Genomic DNA, 20,061 nt, shown 5'->3' on the forward strand with positions numbered 1-20,061 from the left:
GCGGCATTGAAGAATCCGCAGGCGGGGCCGCTTACATCACATGCGTGAACTCTGGCGCACATTCCGGCGTGACTTCTGGCGTGACCGCCGCGGCAATTACGCTCTGATGACCGTTGTGGCGATGGTGCCACTGATGGGCGGCGTGGCCATGGCCGTCGACTACACCGGCGTGGTCAGCGAGAAGCAGAGGGTGGTCAACGCGCTCGACGCCGCCAACTTCGCCACCGCGCGCCGGCTGGTGGAAGGCGCCACCGACGACCAGTTGCGGGCCTATGCGCTCGACTTCTTCAAGGCAAACCTCAACGACGTCGATCCCGCCGACACGACGCTCAGCGTTACGCTGCCCAGCAGCACGACCGGCGGCGGCATCGTCAAGCTGTGCGCCAGCCTGGTCTACAAGCCCTATTTCCTGCCGGCAGCGGCGATGCTGATCGGCAGGACGTCGGAAAACGTCACCTACTCCGTGTGTTCGCAAGTCCGGCTGAAGAACACGCTGGAAGTGGCCATGGTGCTCGACAATTCGGGGTCGATGTCGAACACGGGCACGGGTGCCGGACAAAAGCGCATCGACCTTCTCAAGCAAGCCGCCAAGCAGCTCGTCGACACGCTTGCCTTGCAGGCCGCGATGATCAAGCAGATCGACAAGCCGGTCCAGTTCAGCCTTGTGCCGTTCGCCGCCTCGGTCAATGTCGGCGCCAGCAACGACAACGCGTCGTGGATCGACGCCTACGGGCTGTCGCCCATCCACAATGAGAATTTCGCCTGGTCCACCCTTAACGCAGCCGACAAATATGCCCAGAAGATCGGCGGCATCTGGTACAAGAAAGGCACTGGCTGGGGTGAGCAGGAGGGGCAGATGCTGACCCGCTTCTCGCTCTACCGCGACATGAAAGTGGTCACCAGCCACGAGCGCATCGTCGGCAGCAAACGCGTGGTCTGCGACAAATATCGTGCCAATCATACATGCTCGGACAGCCACAACGAATACGACTACAACGACACATACGGACCGTTCGCCAGCTGGCAGGGCTGCGTCGAGGTCCGTCCCTACCCCTATAATGTCACCGACGCGCCGGCCTCCGGCGGACCGAACAACACCGGCACCGGCGTCGGCGATCCCGCGACCATGTTCGTGCCGATGTTCGCGCCGGACGAGCCGGGCAATCATTGGTACATAACGCAGGACCCCGACGAGGTGGCCCCCAAGACCTATGGCGCAGCCAACAGCTGGTGGAACGACGATCCGGCGAGCACCACCGGCAAGACCAGGCAGTCCAACATGGCCAAGTATTTCCAGCCACGGCCGATCAATGCTCCGGTGCTGGGGACGGGTGCAGGTCCGAATTACAGCTGCACCACCACGCCGATCACACCGCTGACCGACGTCGCCAACGCCGCCGGGCTGACCAAGATCAAGGCAGCAATCGACCTGATGGCGCCCAACGGCAACACCAATGTGCCGGAAGGCATGGCCTGGGGCTGGCGCACCGTCTCCAGCACGGAGCCTTTCACAGGAGGACGTCCTGAGACGGAACGAGGCAATGACAAGGTGGTCATCGTGCTCACCGACGGCGAGAACACCTATTCGACGGTGAGTTCCGACCCCGCCGGCAACAAGTCGACCTATGCCGGCTATGGCTATACCGGCGTTGGCTACAACGGCACTGCGGTCACCCGCCTGTTCGGCGGCACGTCGAGCGCCATCGGCCAGCTCAACTATTCGTCGAGCAACTACACCGCCGCGCTCAACGAGCAGATGGCGACGCTGTGCAACAACGCCAAGGCGGCCAACATCATGGTGATGACGGTGGCGCTCGATATGTCGACGACCGACGCCGGCGACAAGAGCGCGATGGAGGCACTGAAGACGTGCTCGTCGGACTCGCGCTTCCGCAAGGATCCGACCGACCCGAGCAAGCCTGCAAAACTGTTCTGGAACGCGACCGGCGCCACGCTGTCCGACAATTTCAAGGAAATCGCCAACGAGCTCTCGAACCTGCGCGTGGTGAGCTGAGGGTTGAAGCTGCTGATCTTCCCCCTTGCGGGGGAAATTGGCGGCTTCGCCGCTTTCGCCAATTTTCGACGCTGGCGCAAAGTCTCCGGCCATCATGCTCTTGCGGTGAGTCAAAACGCGTGCTCGGTATCGTCACCGCTTCCCGGAGATTGCCCGTGCCCGAAACCGCCAACCATCTAGCCTTCGCGCTGGTCTGCCTGGGCATGGTGCTGACGCCCGGGCCGAACATGATCTACCTGATCTCGCGCTCGCTGTCGCAAGGCCCCAAGGCCGGGCTGATCTCGCTCGGCGGCGTGGCGGCCGGCTTTCTGTTCTATGTCGTATCGGCTGCGCTGGGCATCACCGCGCTGCTGCTTGCCGTGCCGTTTGCCTATTACGCACTGCGCATTGCCGGCGCGCTCTATCTGCTATGGCTCGCCTGGCAAGCAGTGCGGCCCGGCGGGCGCTCACCATTCCAGGTGCGCGAACTGCCGAAGGACAGGCCGCGCAAGCTGTTCGCGATGGGCCTGATGACCAATCTCCTCAACCCCAAGGTGGCGGTGCTTTATCTGTCGCTGCTGCCGCAGTTCATCTCGCTGGGCAAGGGCCATGTGCTGTCGCAGCTTCTGGTGCTCGGCGCCACGCAGATCTCGATCAGCCTGACCGTCAATGCCATCATCGCGGTAACGGCCGGTTCGATCGCCACCTTTCTTGCCGGACGGCCGCTATGGATGGTCATCCAGCGCTGGATGATGGGCACGGTGCTTGCTGGGCTGGCGCTTAAAATGGCGACCGACGCGCAACGCTGATCGACGCAGCGCGCCGAGACTACATCGGCCGCCGACCTTCCCATTCGAATCGGCCGGCCGAACCTGCACGGAGGCCAGCGATTGAGATTTTCGCAGCCCTGCCCGGCAAAAGCCATGATCGCCGCTAAGTCAGGCAGGCATGACAATGATCTGCACCACCAATCACCCGCTCGCGCAAACCCGCTCTGGCGCAGCAAGTCCAAAACCAAACAGGCGCCTGCTGCTGATCGGCCTTGCAGCCATGGCCGGCCTCGCTGCTTGCAGTACGGTCTCGGTGCCGACCGGCGAAGGCGCCGGTGTGTCGTCCTCGGCCACCGCGACGCTGGCCGGCATCCGAGCTTCGGCCGGACTGCCGGCGCTGGTGCCGGACGCCCAGCTCGAGCAGGCCGCTCGGCAGCAGGCCGGCTATATGGCCTCACGCGAACGCATGAGCCACACGACGGGCTGGGGAAAGGATTTCGCGTCGCGGATGAAGGACAATGGGGTGCGGGGCGCCGCCGCCGAGAACATCGCCGAGGGCCGCTTCGACCAGCAGAAACTGTTCGACATCTGGATGCATTCGGCTGGCCACCGCCGCAACATGCTCGATCCGGATTTCAGCCGCTTCGGCCTCGCCTATGTACGCGACGGACGCGACAGCGCCATCCGCTATTGGAGCCTGGTGCTCGGAAAATAGCAGCCAGCGGTTACGGCGCGAGCCAGCCGTCAGCCTTTCGCGATCAGCTCGCCGATATCCCCAGCCGACAGGGGTTTGCTGAAATAATTGCCCTGCACCTCGTCACAATTGTTCTTGCGCAGGAAGGCGACCTGGTCTTCCGTTTCGACACCTTCGGCCAGCACCCGAAGGTTCAACTTCTGCCCCAGGGAAATCACGGCGCCAGTGACCGCCTGATCGTTCTCGTCGGTCGCGAGATCGTTGATGAAGGACTTGTCGATCTTCAGCCGCGCCACCGGAAACGTCTTGAGAGCGCTGAGACTGGAATAGCCTGTTCCGAAATCGTCGATCGATATCTGCACGCCGAGCTTTTGCAGTCCGTTCATCGTTGCGACCGCCAGCTCGAAATCCTGCATGATCAGGCTTTCCGTCACTTCGAGCTCGAGATACCTCGCCTCCAGGCCGCTTTCCTTCAATGCGTTGACGACGCGGTCGATCAGGTTCTTCTCCCGGAACTGCCGCGCCGACACGTTGACGCAGACGGTTACGGGCGGCAGACCGGCGCGCTGCCAGGCTTTGTTCTGCCGGCAGGCTTCGTGCAGGATCCAGTCGCCGAGCGGCACGATCAGCCCGGTCTCCTCGGCGGTCGGGATGAACATCGCCGGCGAAACCAGGCCTCGCGTCGGGTGGTTCCAGCGCACCAGCGCTTCGACGGCGAAAACCTGCCCCGATCGCAGATCCACCTGTGGCTGATAATGCAGAGCGAATTCCGACCGGGCGAGCGCGTTTCGCAATTCCTCCTGAAGCAGGAATTTTTCATGTGCCGTTGAGTTGAACTCCGGGGCATAGAACTGGAAATTGTCGCGGCCGAATTCCTTGGCGCGATACATGGCGGCGTCGGCATTGGCCAACAGCGTATCCGGGCTGGTCCCGTCCTTCGGGTAATTTGCGATGCCGATGCTGGCCGTCGTTCTCAGCCGATGCTCTCCGACAAGAACCGGTTCCGCGATCGCATCCCTGATCGTCTGCAGGGTTTCCGAGACCACATCGACATTGGTGGTTTGGTCGAACAGGACGATGACAAATTCGTCGCCGCCAAGCCGCACGACGGTGTCGGTGGCCTTCACGCATCCAACCAAACGGCTGGCGACGGTCTTGAGGAGTTCGTCGCCGGCATTGTGGCCAAACGTATCGTTCACCAGTTTGAAATTGTCGAGATCGATGAACACTACCGTCATCCAGCGATTGTATCGCTGCGCGTAGAGGACCGCCTGGGAAAGCCGATCCTCCAGCAAAGCGCGATTGGGCAGGCCGGTCAGCGCATCATGGTTGGCCATGAAGTGGATCTGGTCTTCCGCCAGTTTGCGCTCGATCGCGATGCCGGCAATGTGTGTGGTGAACTCGATCAGGCGGGTCTCGGCATGGGTGGGTTCGCGCACGGTCATCGAATACATGGCAAAGGCGCCCAACACGACGCCCCGATGCGACAGGATCGGGGTTGACCAGCACGAACGATAGCCATGGGGTGCCGCCAGTTCGCGGTAATCGTCCCAAAGCGGATCCTGCAGAATATCGGTAACAATGACCGGTTCCCGCCGGTAGATGGCGGTTCCGCAGGATCCCACCTTGGGACCGATGGCCGCCCCATCGATGGCGCTCGTATAGGCTTTCGCCAGGCCCGGCGCCGCACCGTGACGCAAATGAATGCCGTCCTTGTCGAGCAGCAGGACGGAACCGAATATCCCCTTCAACTGAGCCTCGACGAAGCGCATGAGGCGGTCGAGCACGTCCTCCAGCGGCGCGCTCGTGGCAATCATTTCGAGGATCTGCGCCTGCCCGCTGCGAAGGACATCCGCCTGCTTGCGGGCGGTGATGTCGTGGGCAATGCCAACCAGGCCGAAGATTTCATTTTGGCGATTGCGCAACGGCACCTTCGTCGACGAAAGCCATTTGCCGTTCCCCGACGCATCGACGACAAACTCTTCCGCGTCGATCACTGGTTGTCCGCTCTTGAGCAGGCGCTGCTCGACCAGGCGAAATTTCCGCGCAACTTCCGGGGGGTGGAGATCAAAATCGGTCAAACCGATCATGTCGCTGGTCTTGTTGCGGCCGCTATCGGTCGCAAGGGCGCTGTTGACCACGACGAAACGGCTTTGCGTATCCTTGACCCAGAGGTAATCGGGCACCCAGTCGATCAGCGCCTGCAGCGAAATGCGCTCGTCGACGATCTGCCGATTGGCGAGGAGTTCAGTGATGTCCTCATGCGTGGCGATCCAACTGCCATCGGGCATGGGCTGGTTACGGATCTGGATTGTGCGACCATCGACAAGTTTGGCGGTCCAGAGCCGCGAAGCCTTGCCCGAATTGATCGAGCGAGCCGTTGCGAGATAGGTGTCGGCGGCCGTCGCCGCCGTGCCGGCGGCGACGCGGCGTTCGACGATTTCGCTCAGTGTCACGCCAGGCCGCAATTCCTCGGGCGCAATGCGGTAGATTTCCGCATAGCGCCGGTTGCTCAGGATCAGCCGTTCATCGGCATCGAAAAAGCAGATGCCTTGCGAAATATTCTCGATCGCAGTCTCGAAGCGCAGGGTCTGCCCTTCGAGACCCGCAATGGTCGTGCGAAGTTCTCCCTCGAGCGTATCGTAGGAAACGTCAGCCAGTCTTGCCAATGCGGCTACGCCCACCGGCCCGCGCGCCCCGACGGATCTTCTGGATGACTTCGTGACCAACAGACCTCCTCCGGTTTGGCACCTGAAACAAGAAAGGGCCTCTGTCGTGCCAGACGAAAGTCGACTGACAATGTTACAGATGTGCTAATTCAAGATGAACTGTAACGGAATTGGAGGCGTCAGCAACCAGATACCAAAGGTGCAAATGTCATTTCAAATCAACTTCCAACGGCTCATTATCGATATTCTTTTGCACACGCGGGTTTTGACGATCATCCGAGCAACAAATCATCAGGGGCAACCAGCTTGCTGCCAGCGCTACCGGCGCCCGCCTCAATCCATATGCGCGGCAGGAGCTGCCGCGCCGGCCGGAGCGGTCTTCGGCTTGCGCAGCAGGAAGACAAACGGAATGGCAACCAGCGTCATCACCATCAGCAGTTTGAAGTCGTTGACGTAGGAGATCATCATCGCCTGGATGTTGACCATGCGGTCCACCTGCGAAAGTGCCGTCGGATCGCCGCCTGCTGCCGCCGGCGAGGCCGCCCACAAATTGGGGTTGAACGGGTTGATGAAAGCCGACAGTTCGGTGTGATTGACCTGCGTGTTGCGCACCATGAGAACCGTCACCACCGACACACCGATCGACGAACCGAGATTTCGAACCAGGCTGAACAGGGCCGTGGCGTCGGTGCGGAAGCGCACGTCGAGCGTAGCGAAGGCCACCGTGGACAGCGGCACGAACACCATGCCCATGCCCAGGCCCTGGATGACGCCGGAGCTGAGGATCAGCCAATTGTCCATCTGCGGCGTGAAGGAGGACATGGTGTAGAGCGACTGCGCGGTGAGCAGAAAGCCGATGACGACGAGGATGCGGGCGTCGATCCTGCTCATGAGCCGTCCAACGACAAGCATCGAAATCATCGTGCCGACACCGCGCGGCCCCAGGACGACGCCGATGGTGACGGTCGGATAGCCGAAGATGGTCGACAGCATCGGCGGCAGCAGCGACATCGAGGCCAGGATCAGCACGCCCATGACGAAGATGAAAGCCAGACCGGTGACGAAATTGCGGTCGAGGAAGATCTTGGGGTCGATGAAAGGACGTTCCGCCGTCAGTGTATGGATGATGAAAACCCAGAAGCCGGTGATCGAAAGAGCAAGCTCGATCCAGATTTCGACCGAGGAAAACCAGTCGACCTCGCCGCCGCGGTCGAGCAGCAGCTGCAGCGCGCCGACGCCGAGCGAAATCATGGCGAAACCGAAGAAATCGAAGCTGCGGATCCGCCGGGCAACGACCGGCAAATAGGCTGCCATGCCGAGGAAGGCGATGATGCCGACCGGCAAATTGATGAAGAACACCCAGCGCCAGTTGAAATTCTCGGTCAGCCAACCGCCCAGCGTCGGACCCAGGATCGGCCCCAGCATGATGCCGGCGCCCCAGATGGCCATCGCCTGGCCGTGGCGTTCCCTGGGGTTGATGTCGAGCAGGAAGGTCTGCGACAGCGGTACGATGGCTGCGCCGAACACGCCCTGCATCAGCCGGAAGAACACTATGCTCTCCAGGCTCCAGGCAATGCCGCACAGCATCGAGAACACGGTGAAGCCGACAACCGCCGCCAGGAACAGTTCCTTGCGGCCGAAGCGGTCGGCCAGCCAGCCGGTCACCGGCGTCATGATCGCGGCGGCAACGATGTAGGAGGTCAACACCCAGTTGATGTTGTCGGGCGACGCGCCGAGGTCGCCGGTCATGGTCGGCAGCGCGACATTGGCAATCGTGGTGTCGAGCGCCTGCATGACCGTCGCCAGCATCAGCGCCACGGTGATCAGGCCGCGATGCGGCACTTCCTTGAAAGGTTCTGGTGTGGTCATGATGCGGAACTTCCGACAGGTAACAAAAACGTGTACATTAGGTTTCCGGGCGGCGAGGCCTTCTCTGGTGAAGAGACCCTCATCGCGGTGGGACGCGATCTATCGATGTGGGGGTTACATCGATCGAAGGTCTCGACACATCAGGCGCTTGCCGCCCGGAAATCCAAGGTCCGAAGGATGGGCGCCGAGATGGTCCAGGTTGTGGGCAGGCCGCGATGCGGTCCGGTCCAATCCACCCCTCGTTCAACCTGCCGTCGGACCGATCCTGTCATCTCAACTTCACCTCGCCTGCGGCGGGCGTTCTGCCGGGCCGTGATCCTGCTTTTCGAGATCACGGTCCATTCACAGTCTATTGTGCTTCGCCTGCGGTGGCGTGGCCGAAGATAGCGGGGAACCCGCGAGCAACGCCGGTATCCACCGTAACCGAGGCGCTCATGCCGGTGCGCAGCGCCATTTTGGCGTCGGCATCGGTCAGCTCCAGGCGCACCGGAATGCGCTGCGTGACCTTGACCCAGTTGCCGGTGGCGTTTTGAGCTGGCAGCAGCGAAAACTCCGCGCCGGTGCCGGCGCCGATCGCGTTGACGGTGGCCTCGAAAGTTCTGCCCGGATAGGTGTCGACGACGATCTCGGCCTTCTGGCCAGGCTTCATGTGGGTAAGCTGGGTTTCCTTGAAATTGGCATCGATCCAGGTGTCGCCGGTCTCGACCAACGCAAACAGCGGCGTGCCGGAACCGACATACTGGCCGACCTTGAACGAGGAGGCCTGGCTGATGACGCCGTCGGCCGGCGCCTTGACCGTGGTCTGCGCCAGATCGTAGGCGGCCTTGTCGCGCGCGGCGAGTGCGGCCATCACCGTCGGATGCTTGTCGGTCTCGATATCGGGATTGCCGGCGAGAGCCGCCTTGGCGCTGATGATGCCTTGCTCGGCAACGGCCAGTTGCTGCCTGGCCTTGTCGAGATCGTTCTTGGCCTCGTCCAGCGACGATTTGGCGTTGATGCCCTTCTGGGCAAGGTCGGCGGCGCGGTCATACTGCGACTGCGCGTAGTCGACCTGGCTGGCATCGGACTTTTCCTGCGCCAGCGCCTGGCTGTAGGCGGCGCGCAGCTGTTCGATTCCGACGCGTGCGACTGCGACCGCCGCGTCGGCCTGGGCTAACGCGATCCGGTAGGGCTCGGGGTCGATGGCAAACAGCACATCGCCCTGCTTGACCTGCTGATTGTCCGAGATGCCGACCTGAACGATGCGGCCGGCGGTGTCCGAGGCGATCGACACCTTGGCCTGCTGCAAATTGGCGTTCTCGGTTTCCTGATAGCGGCCGCCGGTCACCCAGACATAACCGCCACCAATGGCCAGCGCGGCCGGCAGGGCGACCATCAGCAGCAAGCGGCCGAGGCGGCGCTTCTTGACCGGAGCCGGAGTGGGCTGCACCGGGGGAGCCACCGCGACAGGTGCTGCGGCAACCGGCTGCGCCGGCGTGTCGAGCTTGCTTACATTCTCGTCTATCTTGACTGCCGCGTTCATGCTGCTGCCCCTTCCGTACTCTTCAAGGACGACGTCTCGCCGTCCGCCAGGTTTTGCACGATGGTGTCCAGCGCCCGGATCAGGACGCGGCGATCGTCCGGCGAAACCCCGACCAGCGATTCCTCATAGACTTCGCCGGCCAGGCTTTTGACCTCGGCATAGGCCGCGTTCGCCTTGGCGGTCGGGAAGATCATGCGCACGCGCCGGTCAGTTGCGTCGGAGCGCCGTTCGATCCAGCCGCCCTCCTCCATCCGGTCGACGAGGCGCGAAACGCTGATCGGCTCGATTTCGAGAAGTTCGGCGAGGCGAGCCTGGGCGACACCGGCCTCCTTGGCAACGCGAACCAGAAGCCGCCATTGTGCCGAGGAAAGGCCAAGACCGCTGGCGCGCGCCTCGAAGCGCTTGCGCATGAGGCGCTGCACGTCGTGGATCAAAAAGCCCAATCTATCTATGCCGTCGGAAACCATGAGCGGTATATATTATAAGCGTGCTTACCATTCAAGGCGCCGCATTGCGCCAGAGCCAAAAAAGAGGGATGGCAGCCATGCAGATGCGGTCATGGCACAGTCAATAACGGTTGCGGATGACCTCCCGACCGTGACGTGAATTGCCGTCGAGAACGCCGCGAGGAGAAAGGTCGTCATGCGCGTCCCCGCCACTGGCACACCTAGGCTTTCGGCGGCATTTTCGCCGGCGAGGAAGGCATCGAGCCGGCGGTGGTTCCACAGCGCGTAGCCAAGGATGGTGCCCGCACCCAGCGCGCCCAGCCAGATATTGTCCCAGCGCGCCAGGCCGAGGCCGCCCAGCAGCGGCTTCCCACCATGGTGACCTGTCACAGTCGACCAACGCCGGTCGATTTTACGACAGGCGCAATTTCGATCAAACTGGCCTCGCAAAAAGCCGACAAAATGTGCCGCCAAATGCGAGGAGACCTATGAACCCGACCGAGAAAGCGCTGTGGTTTGTCGAGAGCCATCTGCCGGAAGCGATCTCGCTTGAAGATGTCGCGCAAAGCAGCGGCGTCTCGCGCTTTCATGTGACGCGCGCCTTTGGCGCCGCCACCGGCCGTTCGGTGATGGGCTATATGCGCGCGCGCCGGCTGACCGAAGCGGCGCGCAAGCTGGCTTCCGGCGCGCCCGACATCCTCTCGGTCGCGCTCGATGCCGGCTACGCCTCGCACGAAGCCTTCACCCGCGCCTTCCGCGACCAGTTCGGCACGACGCCGGAACTGGTGCGCGCGCAGGGCAGCCTCAGCAATCTCGATCTCGTGGAGCCGATCCTGATGGACCAGTCCTTCCTCGCCTCACTGCCGCCGCCGCGCTTCGAGACCGGCCGCCCCTTCCTCATTGCCGGGCTCGGCGAGCGCTACAGCTGCGAGACCAGCGCGGCCATTCCGATGCAGTGGCAGCGCTTCGGTCCCTATATCGGCAACATTCCGGGCGAGACCGGTGACGTCGCCTATGGCGTCTGCGTCAATGGCGACGATGCCGGCAATTTCGACTATATCGCCGGGGTCGAAGTTTCGGATTTCTCGGACCTGCCGAAGGAGCTTTCGCGGGTGCGGGTGCCGGCGCAGAAATACGCCGTGTTCACCCATGCCGAGCATATCTCCACCATCCGCCGCACCGTCAACACGATCTGGAACAAATGGCTGCCGGCCTCGGGGCACGATATAGCCGACGGCCCCGAATTCGAGCGCTACGGCCCAGAGTTCGATCCGCGCAGCGGCAATGGCGGGCTGGAGATATGGATTCCGGTTAGAGTGTGAGAGCGTTTGCGCGCGATCTTGCCTTCTTCCGGTGAAAAGGCGCTACAGCTCAGGTTCCAGTTCTGGCCGACCAGATCCTTGCCGAAGGCGTGATGGCGCTCTTCGTCCACCAGCCTGAAGCCCGCACTCTCATAGATGTGCCGGGCGGCGGTCAAAATGTCGTTGGTCCACAGGGTCAGCGTCTTGTAGCCCCTGGCGCGGGCGAAGCCGATGCACTCCTCGACCAGCCGTTTGCCGATGCCGAGGCCGCGCGCCGAAGGCTCGACATAGAGCAGGCGCAATTTTGCCACCTCGTCGGACTTGCGCACGACGAAGACCGAGCCGACCACCTCCCCTTGCCGTTCGGCAATCCAGCTGCGTTCCCATTCTGGATCGAAGGATTTTACGAAGGCGCCGAGGATTTCGGCGACCAGCGCCTCGTAGGTTTCGTCCCAGCCATAGTCCTGTGCGTAGATCTGTCCTTGGCGGCGCACCACCCAGCCGATGTCGCCGACCTGCAAGGGGCGCAGCATATACGGCACTTTGGACTCCGGGCTGTCGCCCAGGAGTTGCTGCACCGTCTGCATGGCCTTGACCAGCCGGTCCTGTTCGGCAGCAGGAAGCCGCTCCAGCAAGGCCGCGACCTGGTCGTGCGAAGCCCGGTTCAGCGGCGCGAAGGCCTGCCGCCCCACCGGCGTCAGCGTGATCGACGACTGCCGCGCATCCGACGCCAGCGGCGCGCGCGCAATCAGCTGCAGGTGCTCGAACTTCTTCAGGAGCCGGCTGACATAACCGGCGTCGAGGCCGAGATCGCGGATGAGATCGCTGGCGGTCAGGCCATCGCGATGCGCCAGTTCGTAGAGCACCCGCGCCTCGGTCAGCGAGAAGGCGCTTTTCAGCAGGCCTTCGTCGAGCAGACCTATCTGGCGGGTGTAGAAGCGGTTGAAAGCCCGCACCGCGTCGATGCGTTCCTTGCCGGGTTGATGATGGATCGTCATGGGAAGCCTCCTGCCCATCAACGATCGGTCATTTATTTGACTTAGTCAAGTATCGAGGAGATGCTCCTCCGGTCGTGTCTCAGGCGATGGCGCGGCGGCGCCGTGCGATCAGGACGAACAGGCCGAGCAGCACAACGCTGGCCGCAGCACTGGCGGCGGCAAATTCCGGCACCGGCCGAAAATCCTTGCCGTCGATCAGCAGCGATGCCGCGACCGGGCCGATCGCCAGACCGAAAAGCTGGGCCGCCGGCACCAGAAGCACGGCCGTGCGCGTCTCGTCGGCGGTGATCGCCAGCCGGATCTGATAGGGCACGATGAACAGAAGGATGAAGCCCATGATCAAGGCCGCGACCCAGAAAACCGTCAGGCCGGGGCTGCCGGCGAGCATCACGGAACTGGCGACGGCGACCACGCCGATCGCCACGATGGCGAAGCGGTAGTCGATGCGCGCCTCGAAGACGGTAGCCGTCATTGCGCCCAGCACCTGCAATGCGAGGTTGGCCGAGACGATCAGGCCGACGGTGCGGCCATCGATGCCGTATTGTGCGCCAAGCGGCTCGAGAAACGCCCAGACCGAGCCGAAGAACATGAAGTAGCAGAAGACGCTCAGCAAAGCGGCAAGCGAAGGAACGGTCAGCACATTGCTGAACTGTTCCTCCTTGGGCAGGTCGGCATAGCTATCCGGGACGATGAAGGCGACGGCCACCGAGGCGATGCAGACGACGGCAAGGACGATGAAGCCGCCCGCCGATCCGGCGGCCGGGATGACGTAAAGCGCCAGCAGCAGGGCAAGGGCGCATTGCGCCAGGGTCTGAAGGGTGACGAAGAAGCCGCCGATGCGCTCGGCCCGGCGTGAACGGGCGATCAGTTCCGTGGCGACCGCCACCAGCCCACCCTCGGCGAGGCCTGCCACCGCGCGGGCGGCAATCAGCGAGGTCGAGGTCAGCGCATAGGCGGTCGCCCCGTTCGCCAGCGCCAGCAAGAGCAGAAGGACGGCACTTTTCAAGCGCATATTGTGGGCGGACAGCATCATGGCGATGGCCGCCGATCCGATGCCGATGGCGATCATCTCCGCCGTGGCGACCAGCGCGAGTTCGTCACCGCTGACATGCCCTTCGGTGTAGAGCGCGCCGAGAAGCACCGGCTGCAGCCCGAGAATGAGCAGGCCGACCGAGCCGATCCACAATGCCGAGGCGAGTTGCGCCCCAGTGGGGTTGCCGACCAGCCAGTCGCCGTTCCCGGCATCCGCGTTACCAGCAGAAGTCACGGTCGCCTCCCAACGTCCTTGCCTGACGGCAAAAAAACTGACAGTCTGTCAGCATTTAGAAACTGATACTCGATCATATTCGTTTGTCAATCAGTAGCGGGACTTGGCACCAACAAGGCTGGGGATGGTCTTGGCGATCGAATGGTCTGGGCGATCGAGAGGATGGCGGCATGAACGAAGCAGTGCAGATGACGACCGAACCGAGGCGCAGGCCCAAACAGGAGCGCAGCCGCGAGCGCATCGACGCCATCCTGTCGACGACCATGCGGCTGATCGGCGAGAAAGGCATCGACGCCGTCACCATGAAGGAAGTCGGCGCACAGGCCGGCGGGCCGATCGCCACCGTCTATCATTACTTCCCCAACAAGTCGGCGATCCTGGCGATGCTCTACGAGCGATTCTCCGAAGTGAGCCGCGCCCGGCTTGCCGCGATCGTTGCCGACGTCGGCGGGCTGAGCGACGTTATCGCTGCGGCCGACCGGCTGCTCGACGACTACTATGAGCGCGTCGCCGGCGACCCCGCCATTCAGGACCTGCAAAACGCCATCCAGGCTGACAAGGCGCTGAAGAATCTCGACATCGCCGAAACCCGGCACCAGGCGACGATGTTCTGCGACCATGTCGGCCCCTTTCTCGCGCCAGAGCGACGCAATGAGTTCGGCCGTATGGTTTTCCTGATCTTCCAGCTGGCCGGCGGCGTCGTGCGCATGGCGCTGACCCAGAACCAGGAGGAAAGCCGCCACACCATCGAGGACTACCGGTCAATCATCCATACGCAGTTGGGACTGTTTCTCTAGCGCCCGATTCGACCCCGTCCGGTCTGGTGGATGAGGTTTTCGAAGCCGTCGGCCAGGTTGGCTGTGCCGGCGGCAACAATCTTCGACAGGTTCCTGGCGCGACCTGGGGTCTTGTTGGCATCGAGCAGCACGGCCCTGCCCTCATGCACGACAAAGTCGAATTTGCCATAGTCGAAGCCCAGCTTCCGACGCAAGGCGCGCAGTTCGTCGGGAACCGCAACCGGCTCCCGGCGGACGGTGTCGTCGCCCTTGACCAGGCGCTGCGGCGAGACATAGCGGGTGCAGCGCTCCCGATCGCCGCAGAATATCCAGAACCGCGCCGCAAACCCGTCGGGCTCGATTTCGGGAATGAATTTTTCCACGATCAGGTCGGCACGCCTGAAAATCTCCGGCGCCACATCGGCCAGCGAGGCATGCACCTGATAACGGTCGAAGGTCTGCGCGCCCGGGAAAGGCACTGCCTTGCCGGCGCGAACGGATTTTCGGTTGAGCTGCTCCTCGGGCGTCCCCCAATGATTGAGGTTGCTCTTGACGATGACCTGGCCGCTCCAGTTGGCACCCTCCTCGAGGATCGCACCACTGATGCGGCGCTTGGAAATGTCGGTTGCACCAAGATTGAGACAAATCGGAAATCCGCGCGCGTAGTCGACATAGTCCGATGGCGTCACCGTCGCGTCGACATGCAGGACGGCAATATCGGCGTTATGACTTGCCGAGGGTCCACGCATGATCTGCACGGAGTGACCGCGCCGTTTCAGCTCCGCCAGGACGTCGAACAGCATGTAGGGGCTGTCCTGGCGCAGCAGGAGGCCCCGCCGGCTCTGGAAGCGGTCAAATTCATGCGTTATGACGGCAATGCGGGCCATGGCCTTTCCTGCATGAGGTAACTCGCAAGGCAACCAACAGCCTGGAAGGAAATATGTCCAGCCTTTCCCCAAACCGTTCCGCATGACTGAGCATTGGGACGCAATTCGCCGTCATTGGCGGCTTCTCGGGTCGCCGCTGTGTCCGCCCCCGGAAGCTGTCGCCGCCTATGAGCGCGAACTTAGCCTGCAATCAGTCGATGTGGTGCTGCTCGGGGTCACGCCGGAGCTTGCCGGCCTCGGAAGGACCATGCTCGCGATCGAGGAGTCCACTGCCATGATATCGGGCATCTGGCCGGGCGATACCGCCTCACGCAAGGCGGTGATCGGCAACTGGCTGGAGTTGCCGCTGGGCGACGAAAGCGCCGGGGCGGTGATCGGCGACGGCTGTCTGTCGGCGCTGGACTCCTCGGTTGCACGGCAGGCGCTGCTTGCCGAGATCTCGCGTGTGCTGAAGTCCGATGGGCGGGCTGCATTGCGCGCCTATGCAAGCCCTCAGGTGCCGGACGATCTGCAGGAGGTCCGGGCGCTGACGCTGTCCGGTGGTGTCGCGACCTTCCACGAACTCAAATGGCGCATTGCCATGGCTTGTGCCGGCGGCGATCCCGACCGCGCCATTCCGGTGCGGGCGATCCTCGACGCCTTCGATGCGCTGTTTGCCGACCGGGAGGCCCTTGCCGCGACGACCGGATGGGAGATGCCGGTCATCGGCACCATCGATGTCTATGCGAATTCGCAGACTGTCTACAGTTTCGCCCCGGCGGCGACGCTGGTCGAAGAGGCGAGCCGGTTTTTTGACAGTGTCCGCCTCGCGCCGACAGGGGGTTATGGGCTGGCGGAACGATGCCCGCTTCTGGTGCTTGAATCGCCGCGGCGCCGGTAGATTTCTTCGGCACGCTGTTGCCGCATGACACTCGGTGGGCGAAGCCTGTCGAAGTCTAGGGCGGCATGACCATCTGGCCTTGGTTCGCCGCAATTTGCGGAGTCGGCCAGCTTCAGAGCTTTACTTTGGCATGCGGAAACTAGACTTTCCTCCAGTAGTTCAGCTCTGCGGGAGGGATGCATTGGGGATTCGCTTTCAATGGTTTGCACGCCTGATGGCAATTGCCGCGGCACTCGGGGCCACATTGCCACCGGCCCAATGCGAAGATGCACACTCGTTGATCGTGCCTTTGATCAAATTGGAGTATCCCGGAGAGCCAAGGAACATTCGCATGCTTTATGTGAAAATCCTTTCGCTCGGCGATCACACAGTAAACCAGCCTTTGCTGCTCGATACCGGATCGAGCGGAATGACGATCGAGTGCCAATCGGTGCTGTCGGCCGAACTCTGTTCGGACACAGGAATAAAGATCACGAAGGATCAGCAGATCGACGGCATCATGGTGACCACGCAACAAGCGGTGATGACGTATGGAACTTACGATGAGTACGGCAACGTTGCCTATGCTCGCGTGGCTTTCGGGTCGCCGAAATCCCCGGTCGCCACCATCACTGCAATCCCGTTCCTCATCCGCTACAAAGTAGTCAGGCGAAGTACCGGCGAAATCGTTGGTGGCCCGCTTTGGGCCAAAGGCACTTTCGGTATCTCTCCCGTTGGCGGAGGCGGACCAGACCGGGTCATCAAATCTCCGCTTGCCTATGTGAACTTTGGGCCCGGCCTCCACAAAGGCTATTACCTCTCGCCGATCGGCGCCAAATGGAAGGTCTGCACAAACGAGGACGGCAACTGCCCGCAAGTGGAAGGGCTCCATATTGGCGTGCCGAAAGACGTAAAAAAGGACTTCAGGGTGCAAAGCTGGAAAGTGGCCAGCTTGCGATACAATTTTCCCACGATCGACGCCTGTATCTCATGGGGATTTGAACCGACGTGCCGGCCAACGCTTTACGATACGGGCAACTCAACGATCATGGTCCCCACCGACGCCTCGGCGCCGTATTCGTCGCTGAACCGAGGCACGAAAGTCCTGGTAAAAGCCGACGGACAGGACGATTGGAATTTCAAGACCACCTACAATCCCGAGGTGGAGATCGTTCCCGGGCTTGAGCATAACATCGTCGGCATCCGCTACTTCGAGAAGAATAGCATGTTGCTGGATTTTGAAACGCGCGAGATCGGCCTGCGCCTCGGACATTGAGTTCCCATCGACAGGACGGCATTCGGGCCTGCGTTCAGGCAGCGAGCCAAGTTTTCCGGAATCGTGAGGCAACTTTGGATAAATTTCGCGCTATTGCCCCTTCCCGCGCGCCTTGACTCTCGAAAGCCACGCGCTTATTTCAGCGCGACGTTAGCACTCTCCCCAGGTGAGTGCTAACGCACATCCGGCACCGCCGGATCGAGGAACAGCTCTCACCGTTCTCATTCGAGGAAGAAAAAATGGCAAAGTCGAAGTTCCGCCCGCTTCATGACCGCGTGGTCGTACGCCGGGTCGAATCCGAATCCAAGACCGCCGGCGGGATCATCATCCCGGATACGGCAAAGGAAAAGCCGCAGGAAGGCGAGATCATCGCCGTCGGCTCCGGCGCTCGCGACGAAGCCGGCAAGCTGGTCCCGCTGGACGTCAAGGCCGGCGACCGCATCCTGTTCGGCAAGTGGTCGGGCACCGAAGTCAAGCTCAATGGCGAAGACCTTCTGATCATGAAGGAATCCGACATTATGGGCATCATCGGCTGATTATCGGCCTCACCGTCAACTGAATTTCGGGCTTGATCGCAAGCCCCCTGCCAGGAGCTAAAAAATGGCTGCTAAAGACGTAAAATTCTCCCGCGACGCCCGCGAGCGCATGCTGCGCGGCGTCAACATCCTCGCCGACGCGGTGAAGGTCACGCTCGGCCCCAAGGGCCGCAACGTCGTCATCGACAAATCGTTCGGCGCACCGCGCATCACCAAGGACGGCGTCACCGTCGCGAAGGAAATCGAGCTTGAAGACAAGTTCGAAAACATGGGCGCGCAGATGGTCCGCGAAGTTGCTTCGAAGACCAACGACATTGCCGGCGACGGCACCACGACCGCGACCGTCCTGGCGCAGTCGATCGTCCAGGAAGGCCACAAGGCGGTTGCCGCCGGCATGAACCCGATGGACCTGAAGCGCGGCATCGACCTGGCCGTGACCGAAGTCGTCGCGGCTCTCGGCAAGGCTGCCAAGAAGATCAAGACCTCCGAGGAAGTTGCCCAGGTCGGCACGATCTCGGCCAATGGCGACGAGTCGGTCGGCGCCATGATCGCCGAAGCGATGCAGAAGGTCGGCAATGAAGGCGTCATCACGGTTGAAGAGGCCAAGACCGCCGAGACCGAGCTGGAAGTCGTCGAAGGCATGCAGTTCGACCGCGGCTATCTCTCGCCCTACTTCGTCACCAACGCCGACAAGATGGTTGCCGAGCTCGAGGACGTCTACATCCTCCTGCACGAGAAGAAGCTTTCCAACCTCCAGGCCATGCTGCCGGTTCTCGAAGCCGTCGTGCAGACCTCCAAGCCGCTTCTTATCATCTCGGAAGACGTCGAAGGCGAGGCTCTGGCCACGCTGGTCGTCAACAAGCTGCGTGGCGGCCTGAAGATCGCCGCCGTCAAGGCGCCGGGCTTCGGTGATCGCCGCAAGGCCATGCTGGAAGACATCGCCATCCTCACCGGTGGCCAGGTCATCTCGGAAGACCTCGGCATCAAGCTCGAGAATGTCGGCCTCAACATGCTCGGCCGCGCCAAGAAGGTGTCGATCTCCAAGGAGAACACCACCATCGTCGACGGCGCCGGCAAGAAGGCCGAGATCCAGGGCCGCGTTGCCCAGATCAAGCAGCAGATCGAAGAGACCACGTCGGACTACGACAAGGAGAAGCTGCAGGAACGTCTGGCGAAGCTCGCCGGCGGCGTTGCGGTGATCCGTGTCGGCGGCGCGACGGAAGTCGAAGTCAAGGAAAAGAAGGACCGCGTCGATGACGCTCTCAACGCGACCCGCGCGGCCGTGGAAGAAGGCATCGTTGCAGGCGGCGGCGTCGCTCTCCTGCGCGCTTCGGCCAACATCAAGGTCACCGGCGTCAATGCCGACCAGGCTGCAGGAATCAACATCGTTCGCCGTGCACTGCAGGCTCCGGCCCGTCAGATCGCTTCGAACGCAGGTGCCGAAGCTTCGATCGTTGCCGGCAAGATCCTCGACAACAAGGGCGCGACCTACGGCTACAACGCCCAGACCGGCGAGTATGGCGACATGATCGCCATGGGCATCGTCGACCCGGTCAAGGTCGTTCGCACCGCTCTCCAGGACGCGGCCTCGGTCGCCGGCCTGCTCGTCACCACCGAAGCCATGATCGCGGAGGCTCCCAAGAAGGAGTCGGCCGGCGGCGGCATGCCTGGCGGCATGGGCGGCGGCGGCATGGGCGGCATGGGCGGCATGGATTTCTAATCCAAGCTATCTGGCTTATGCATACGGAAAGGGCGCCGAGAGGCGCCCTTTTTATTTTGGACTGAGCCCGTCAGCCGCATCTGCATACTCGAACAACAGCGCTGCTGGTGAGGCGGCGCGATTATCGCGCCTGTTGCTCGTGAAGGGACGACTATCTGCCAACGCTACTTCACCGGCTGGCAACGGATGCGCGCGCTCACGCCGCTGGTGGGCAAGTTTTCGGAAACGGCTTTTCTGCGCTTTACAAGGATTAGGCATCAATCGCCGGCGTTGTGGGCCAAACTGGACAAGTTAAGCACAGAAAGGGGTGGCGGCTCCCTGTCGGCATTGTTCCCGCGCAACGAAAGCTGGACCGCATTCTGGAAAGCGATGCTCGTACGCGCCGACGCGGTCGCCGATGTCAAGAAGCGCGACGAGGCAAGAAAGGCGATCGTCGAGCAGTTGGCTAGCCAGAACCTTCTCGACAGCGGGACCTAAA

17 protein-coding genes and 1 pseudogene are annotated in these 20,061 nt (G+C 62.2%); 10 read left to right on the top strand and 8 right to left on the bottom strand.

Features of this window, described 5'->3' with window-relative positions:
• Positions 1-40: 40 nt before the first annotated feature.
• The 3 genes from ACYG9R_RS00490 to ACYG9R_RS00500 all read left to right on the top strand — a co-directional run bounded on the left by ACYG9R_RS00490 (position 41) and on the right by ACYG9R_RS00500 (position 3,478).
• Complete coding sequence (locus ACYG9R_RS00490) at positions 41-2,014, top strand: pilus assembly protein (RefSeq protein WP_023705732.1); 1,974 nt, start codon at positions 41-43, stop codon at positions 2,012-2,014.
• Between the two features lie 155 nt (positions 2,015-2,169).
• The gene (locus ACYG9R_RS00495; protein ID WP_023705731.1) at positions 2,170-2,802 is read left to right on the top strand and encodes a LysE family translocator; all 633 of its coding nucleotides are present in this window, start codon (positions 2,170-2,172) and stop codon (positions 2,800-2,802) included.
• A gap of 145 nt (positions 2,803-2,947) precedes the next feature.
• Positions 2,948-3,478: a CAP domain-containing protein gene (locus ACYG9R_RS00500; protein ID WP_023671529.1), complete on the top strand. Its 531-nt coding sequence runs from the start codon at positions 2,948-2,950 to the stop codon at positions 3,476-3,478.
• Between the two features lie 29 nt (positions 3,479-3,507).
• On the opposite strand, the gene ACYG9R_RS00505 is transcribed toward ACYG9R_RS00500, so the two are convergent.
• From ACYG9R_RS00505 to ACYG9R_RS00525, 5 genes and pseudogenes are all read right to left on the bottom strand, one after another.
• Entirely contained in the window at positions 3,508-6,126 is a 2,619-nt protein-coding gene (locus tag ACYG9R_RS00505) for an EAL domain-containing protein (RefSeq protein WP_245260095.1), read from the bottom strand.
• 333 nt (positions 6,127-6,459) lie between these two features.
• A complete protein-coding gene (locus ACYG9R_RS00510) occupies positions 6,460-7,995 on the bottom strand; it encodes a DHA2 family efflux MFS transporter permease subunit (RefSeq protein ID WP_023671527.1) in 1,536 nt (511 codons plus the stop codon).
• Positions 7,996-8,344: 349 nt separating this feature from the next.
• On the bottom strand, positions 8,345-9,517 hold the full coding sequence (locus tag ACYG9R_RS00515) for an HlyD family secretion protein (RefSeq protein ID WP_023824508.1): 1,173 nt from the start codon (positions 9,515-9,517) through the stop codon (positions 8,345-8,347).
• Positions 9,514-9,984 (bottom strand): MarR family winged helix-turn-helix transcriptional regulator, encoded by a 471-nt coding sequence (locus ACYG9R_RS00520; protein WP_023705728.1) that lies wholly within the window; start codon positions 9,982-9,984, stop codon positions 9,514-9,516. Before ACYG9R_RS00520 ends, ACYG9R_RS00515 begins: the two co-directional genes overlap by 4 nt.
• 126 nt (positions 9,985-10,110) lie before the next feature.
• A pseudogene (locus tag ACYG9R_RS00525) lies at positions 10,111-10,323 on the bottom strand (iron chelate uptake ABC transporter family permease subunit); the annotation flags it as partial.
• Between the two features lie 128 nt (positions 10,324-10,451).
• On the opposite strand from ACYG9R_RS00525, the gene ACYG9R_RS00530 reads away from it, so the two are divergent.
• Positions 10,452-11,285 carry an AraC family transcriptional regulator gene (locus ACYG9R_RS00530; protein ID WP_023824506.1) on the top strand — a complete coding sequence of 278 codons (834 nt, stop codon included), beginning with the start codon at positions 10,452-10,454 and terminating at the stop codon, positions 11,283-11,285.
• Here the strand turns inward: ACYG9R_RS00530 and ACYG9R_RS00535 are convergent.
• Positions 11,216-12,262: a bifunctional helix-turn-helix transcriptional regulator/GNAT family N-acetyltransferase gene (locus ACYG9R_RS00535; RefSeq protein ID WP_023824505.1), complete on the bottom strand. Its 1,047-nt coding sequence runs from the start codon at positions 12,260-12,262 to the stop codon at positions 11,216-11,218. The two genes, ACYG9R_RS00530 and ACYG9R_RS00535, sit on opposite strands and share 70 nt — an antisense overlap.
• Before the next feature lie 79 nt (positions 12,263-12,341).
• Positions 12,342-13,529: an MFS transporter gene (locus ACYG9R_RS00540; RefSeq protein ID WP_023700643.1), complete on the bottom strand. Its 1,188-nt coding sequence runs from the start codon at positions 13,527-13,529 to the stop codon at positions 12,342-12,344.
• A 170-nt stretch (positions 13,530-13,699) separates the two neighbouring features.
• Here ACYG9R_RS00540 and ACYG9R_RS00545 point away from each other — a divergent pair, with 170 nt between their 5' ends.
• Positions 13,700-14,326, top strand: coding sequence for a TetR family transcriptional regulator (locus ACYG9R_RS00545; protein WP_023824504.1), 627 nt, complete (start codon positions 13,700-13,702; stop codon positions 14,324-14,326).
• Here the strand turns inward: ACYG9R_RS00545 and ACYG9R_RS00550 are convergent.
• The gene (locus tag ACYG9R_RS00550) at positions 14,323-15,192 is read right to left on the bottom strand and encodes a hypothetical protein (RefSeq protein ID WP_023824503.1); all 870 of its coding nucleotides are present in this window, start codon (positions 15,190-15,192) and stop codon (positions 14,323-14,325) included. The genes ACYG9R_RS00545 and ACYG9R_RS00550 overlap by 4 nt on opposite strands.
• A gap of 82 nt (positions 15,193-15,274) precedes the next feature.
• Between ACYG9R_RS00550 and ACYG9R_RS00555 the strand changes: the two genes are divergently transcribed.
• From ACYG9R_RS00555 to ACYG9R_RS00575, 5 genes are all read left to right on the top strand, one after another.
• Positions 15,275-16,072 (top strand): class I SAM-dependent methyltransferase, encoded by a 798-nt coding sequence (locus ACYG9R_RS00555; protein ID WP_023824502.1) that lies wholly within the window; start codon positions 15,275-15,277, stop codon positions 16,070-16,072.
• A gap of 331 nt (positions 16,073-16,403) precedes the next feature.
• Positions 16,404-17,327, top strand: a complete 924-nt coding sequence (locus tag ACYG9R_RS00560; protein WP_023824501.1) for a hypothetical protein — start codon at positions 16,404-16,406, stop codon at positions 17,325-17,327.
• 239 nt (positions 17,328-17,566) lie between these two features.
• Positions 17,567-17,863, top strand: coding sequence for a co-chaperone GroES (groES, locus tag ACYG9R_RS00565; protein WP_006203049.1), 297 nt, complete (start codon positions 17,567-17,569; stop codon positions 17,861-17,863).
• 64 nt (positions 17,864-17,927) lie between these two features.
• Positions 17,928-19,583 carry a chaperonin GroEL gene (gene groL / locus ACYG9R_RS00570; protein WP_023709705.1) on the top strand — a complete coding sequence of 552 codons (1,656 nt, stop codon included), beginning with the start codon at positions 17,928-17,930 and terminating at the stop codon, positions 19,581-19,583.
• 186 nt (positions 19,584-19,769) lie between these two features.
• Positions 19,770-20,060: a hypothetical protein gene (locus tag ACYG9R_RS00575; RefSeq protein WP_023689927.1), complete on the top strand. Its 291-nt coding sequence runs from the start codon at positions 19,770-19,772 to the stop codon at positions 20,058-20,060.
• Position 20,061 lies beyond the last annotated feature (1 nt).

Source organism: Mesorhizobium sp. RSR565B (genome assembly GCF_054719465.1).

Excerpts from the sequence above, each read along its gene's own strand:
- ACYG9R_RS00490 (WP_023705732.1), top strand. The coding sequence starts at position 41 with ATGCGTGAACTCTGGCGCACATTCCGGCGTGACTTCTGGCGTGACCGC.
- ACYG9R_RS00500 (WP_023671529.1), top strand. The coding sequence starts at position 2,948 with ATGATCTGCACCACCAATCACCCGCTCGCGCAAACCCGCTCTGGCGCA.
- ACYG9R_RS00510 (WP_023671527.1), bottom strand. The coding sequence starts at position 7,995 with ATGACCACACCAGAACCTTTCAAGGAAGTGCCGCATCGCGGCCTGATC.
- ACYG9R_RS00515 (WP_023824508.1), bottom strand. The coding sequence starts at position 9,517 with ATGAACGCGGCAGTCAAGATAGACGAGAATGTAAGCAAGCTCGACACG.
- ACYG9R_RS00520 (WP_023705728.1), bottom strand. The coding sequence starts at position 9,984 with ATGGTTTCCGACGGCATAGATAGATTGGGCTTTTTGATCCACGACGTG.
- ACYG9R_RS00530 (WP_023824506.1), top strand. The coding sequence starts at position 10,452 with ATGAACCCGACCGAGAAAGCGCTGTGGTTTGTCGAGAGCCATCTGCCG.
- ACYG9R_RS00535 (WP_023824505.1), bottom strand. The coding sequence starts at position 12,262 with ATGACGATCCATCATCAACCCGGCAAGGAACGCATCGACGCGGTGCGG.
- ACYG9R_RS00545 (WP_023824504.1), top strand. The coding sequence starts at position 13,700 with ATGAACGAAGCAGTGCAGATGACGACCGAACCGAGGCGCAGGCCCAAA.
- ACYG9R_RS00550 (WP_023824503.1), bottom strand. The coding sequence starts at position 15,192 with ATGGCCCGCATTGCCGTCATAACGCATGAATTTGACCGCTTCCAGAGC.
- ACYG9R_RS00555 (WP_023824502.1), top strand. The coding sequence starts at position 15,275 with ATGACTGAGCATTGGGACGCAATTCGCCGTCATTGGCGGCTTCTCGGG.
- ACYG9R_RS00560 (WP_023824501.1), top strand. The coding sequence starts at position 16,404 with ATGCTTTATGTGAAAATCCTTTCGCTCGGCGATCACACAGTAAACCAG.
- groES (WP_006203049.1), top strand. The coding sequence starts at position 17,567 with ATGGCAAAGTCGAAGTTCCGCCCGCTTCATGACCGCGTGGTCGTACGC.
- groL (WP_023709705.1), top strand. The coding sequence starts at position 17,928 with ATGGCTGCTAAAGACGTAAAATTCTCCCGCGACGCCCGCGAGCGCATG.
- ACYG9R_RS00575 (WP_023689927.1), top strand. The coding sequence starts at position 19,770 with ATGCGCGCGCTCACGCCGCTGGTGGGCAAGTTTTCGGAAACGGCTTTT.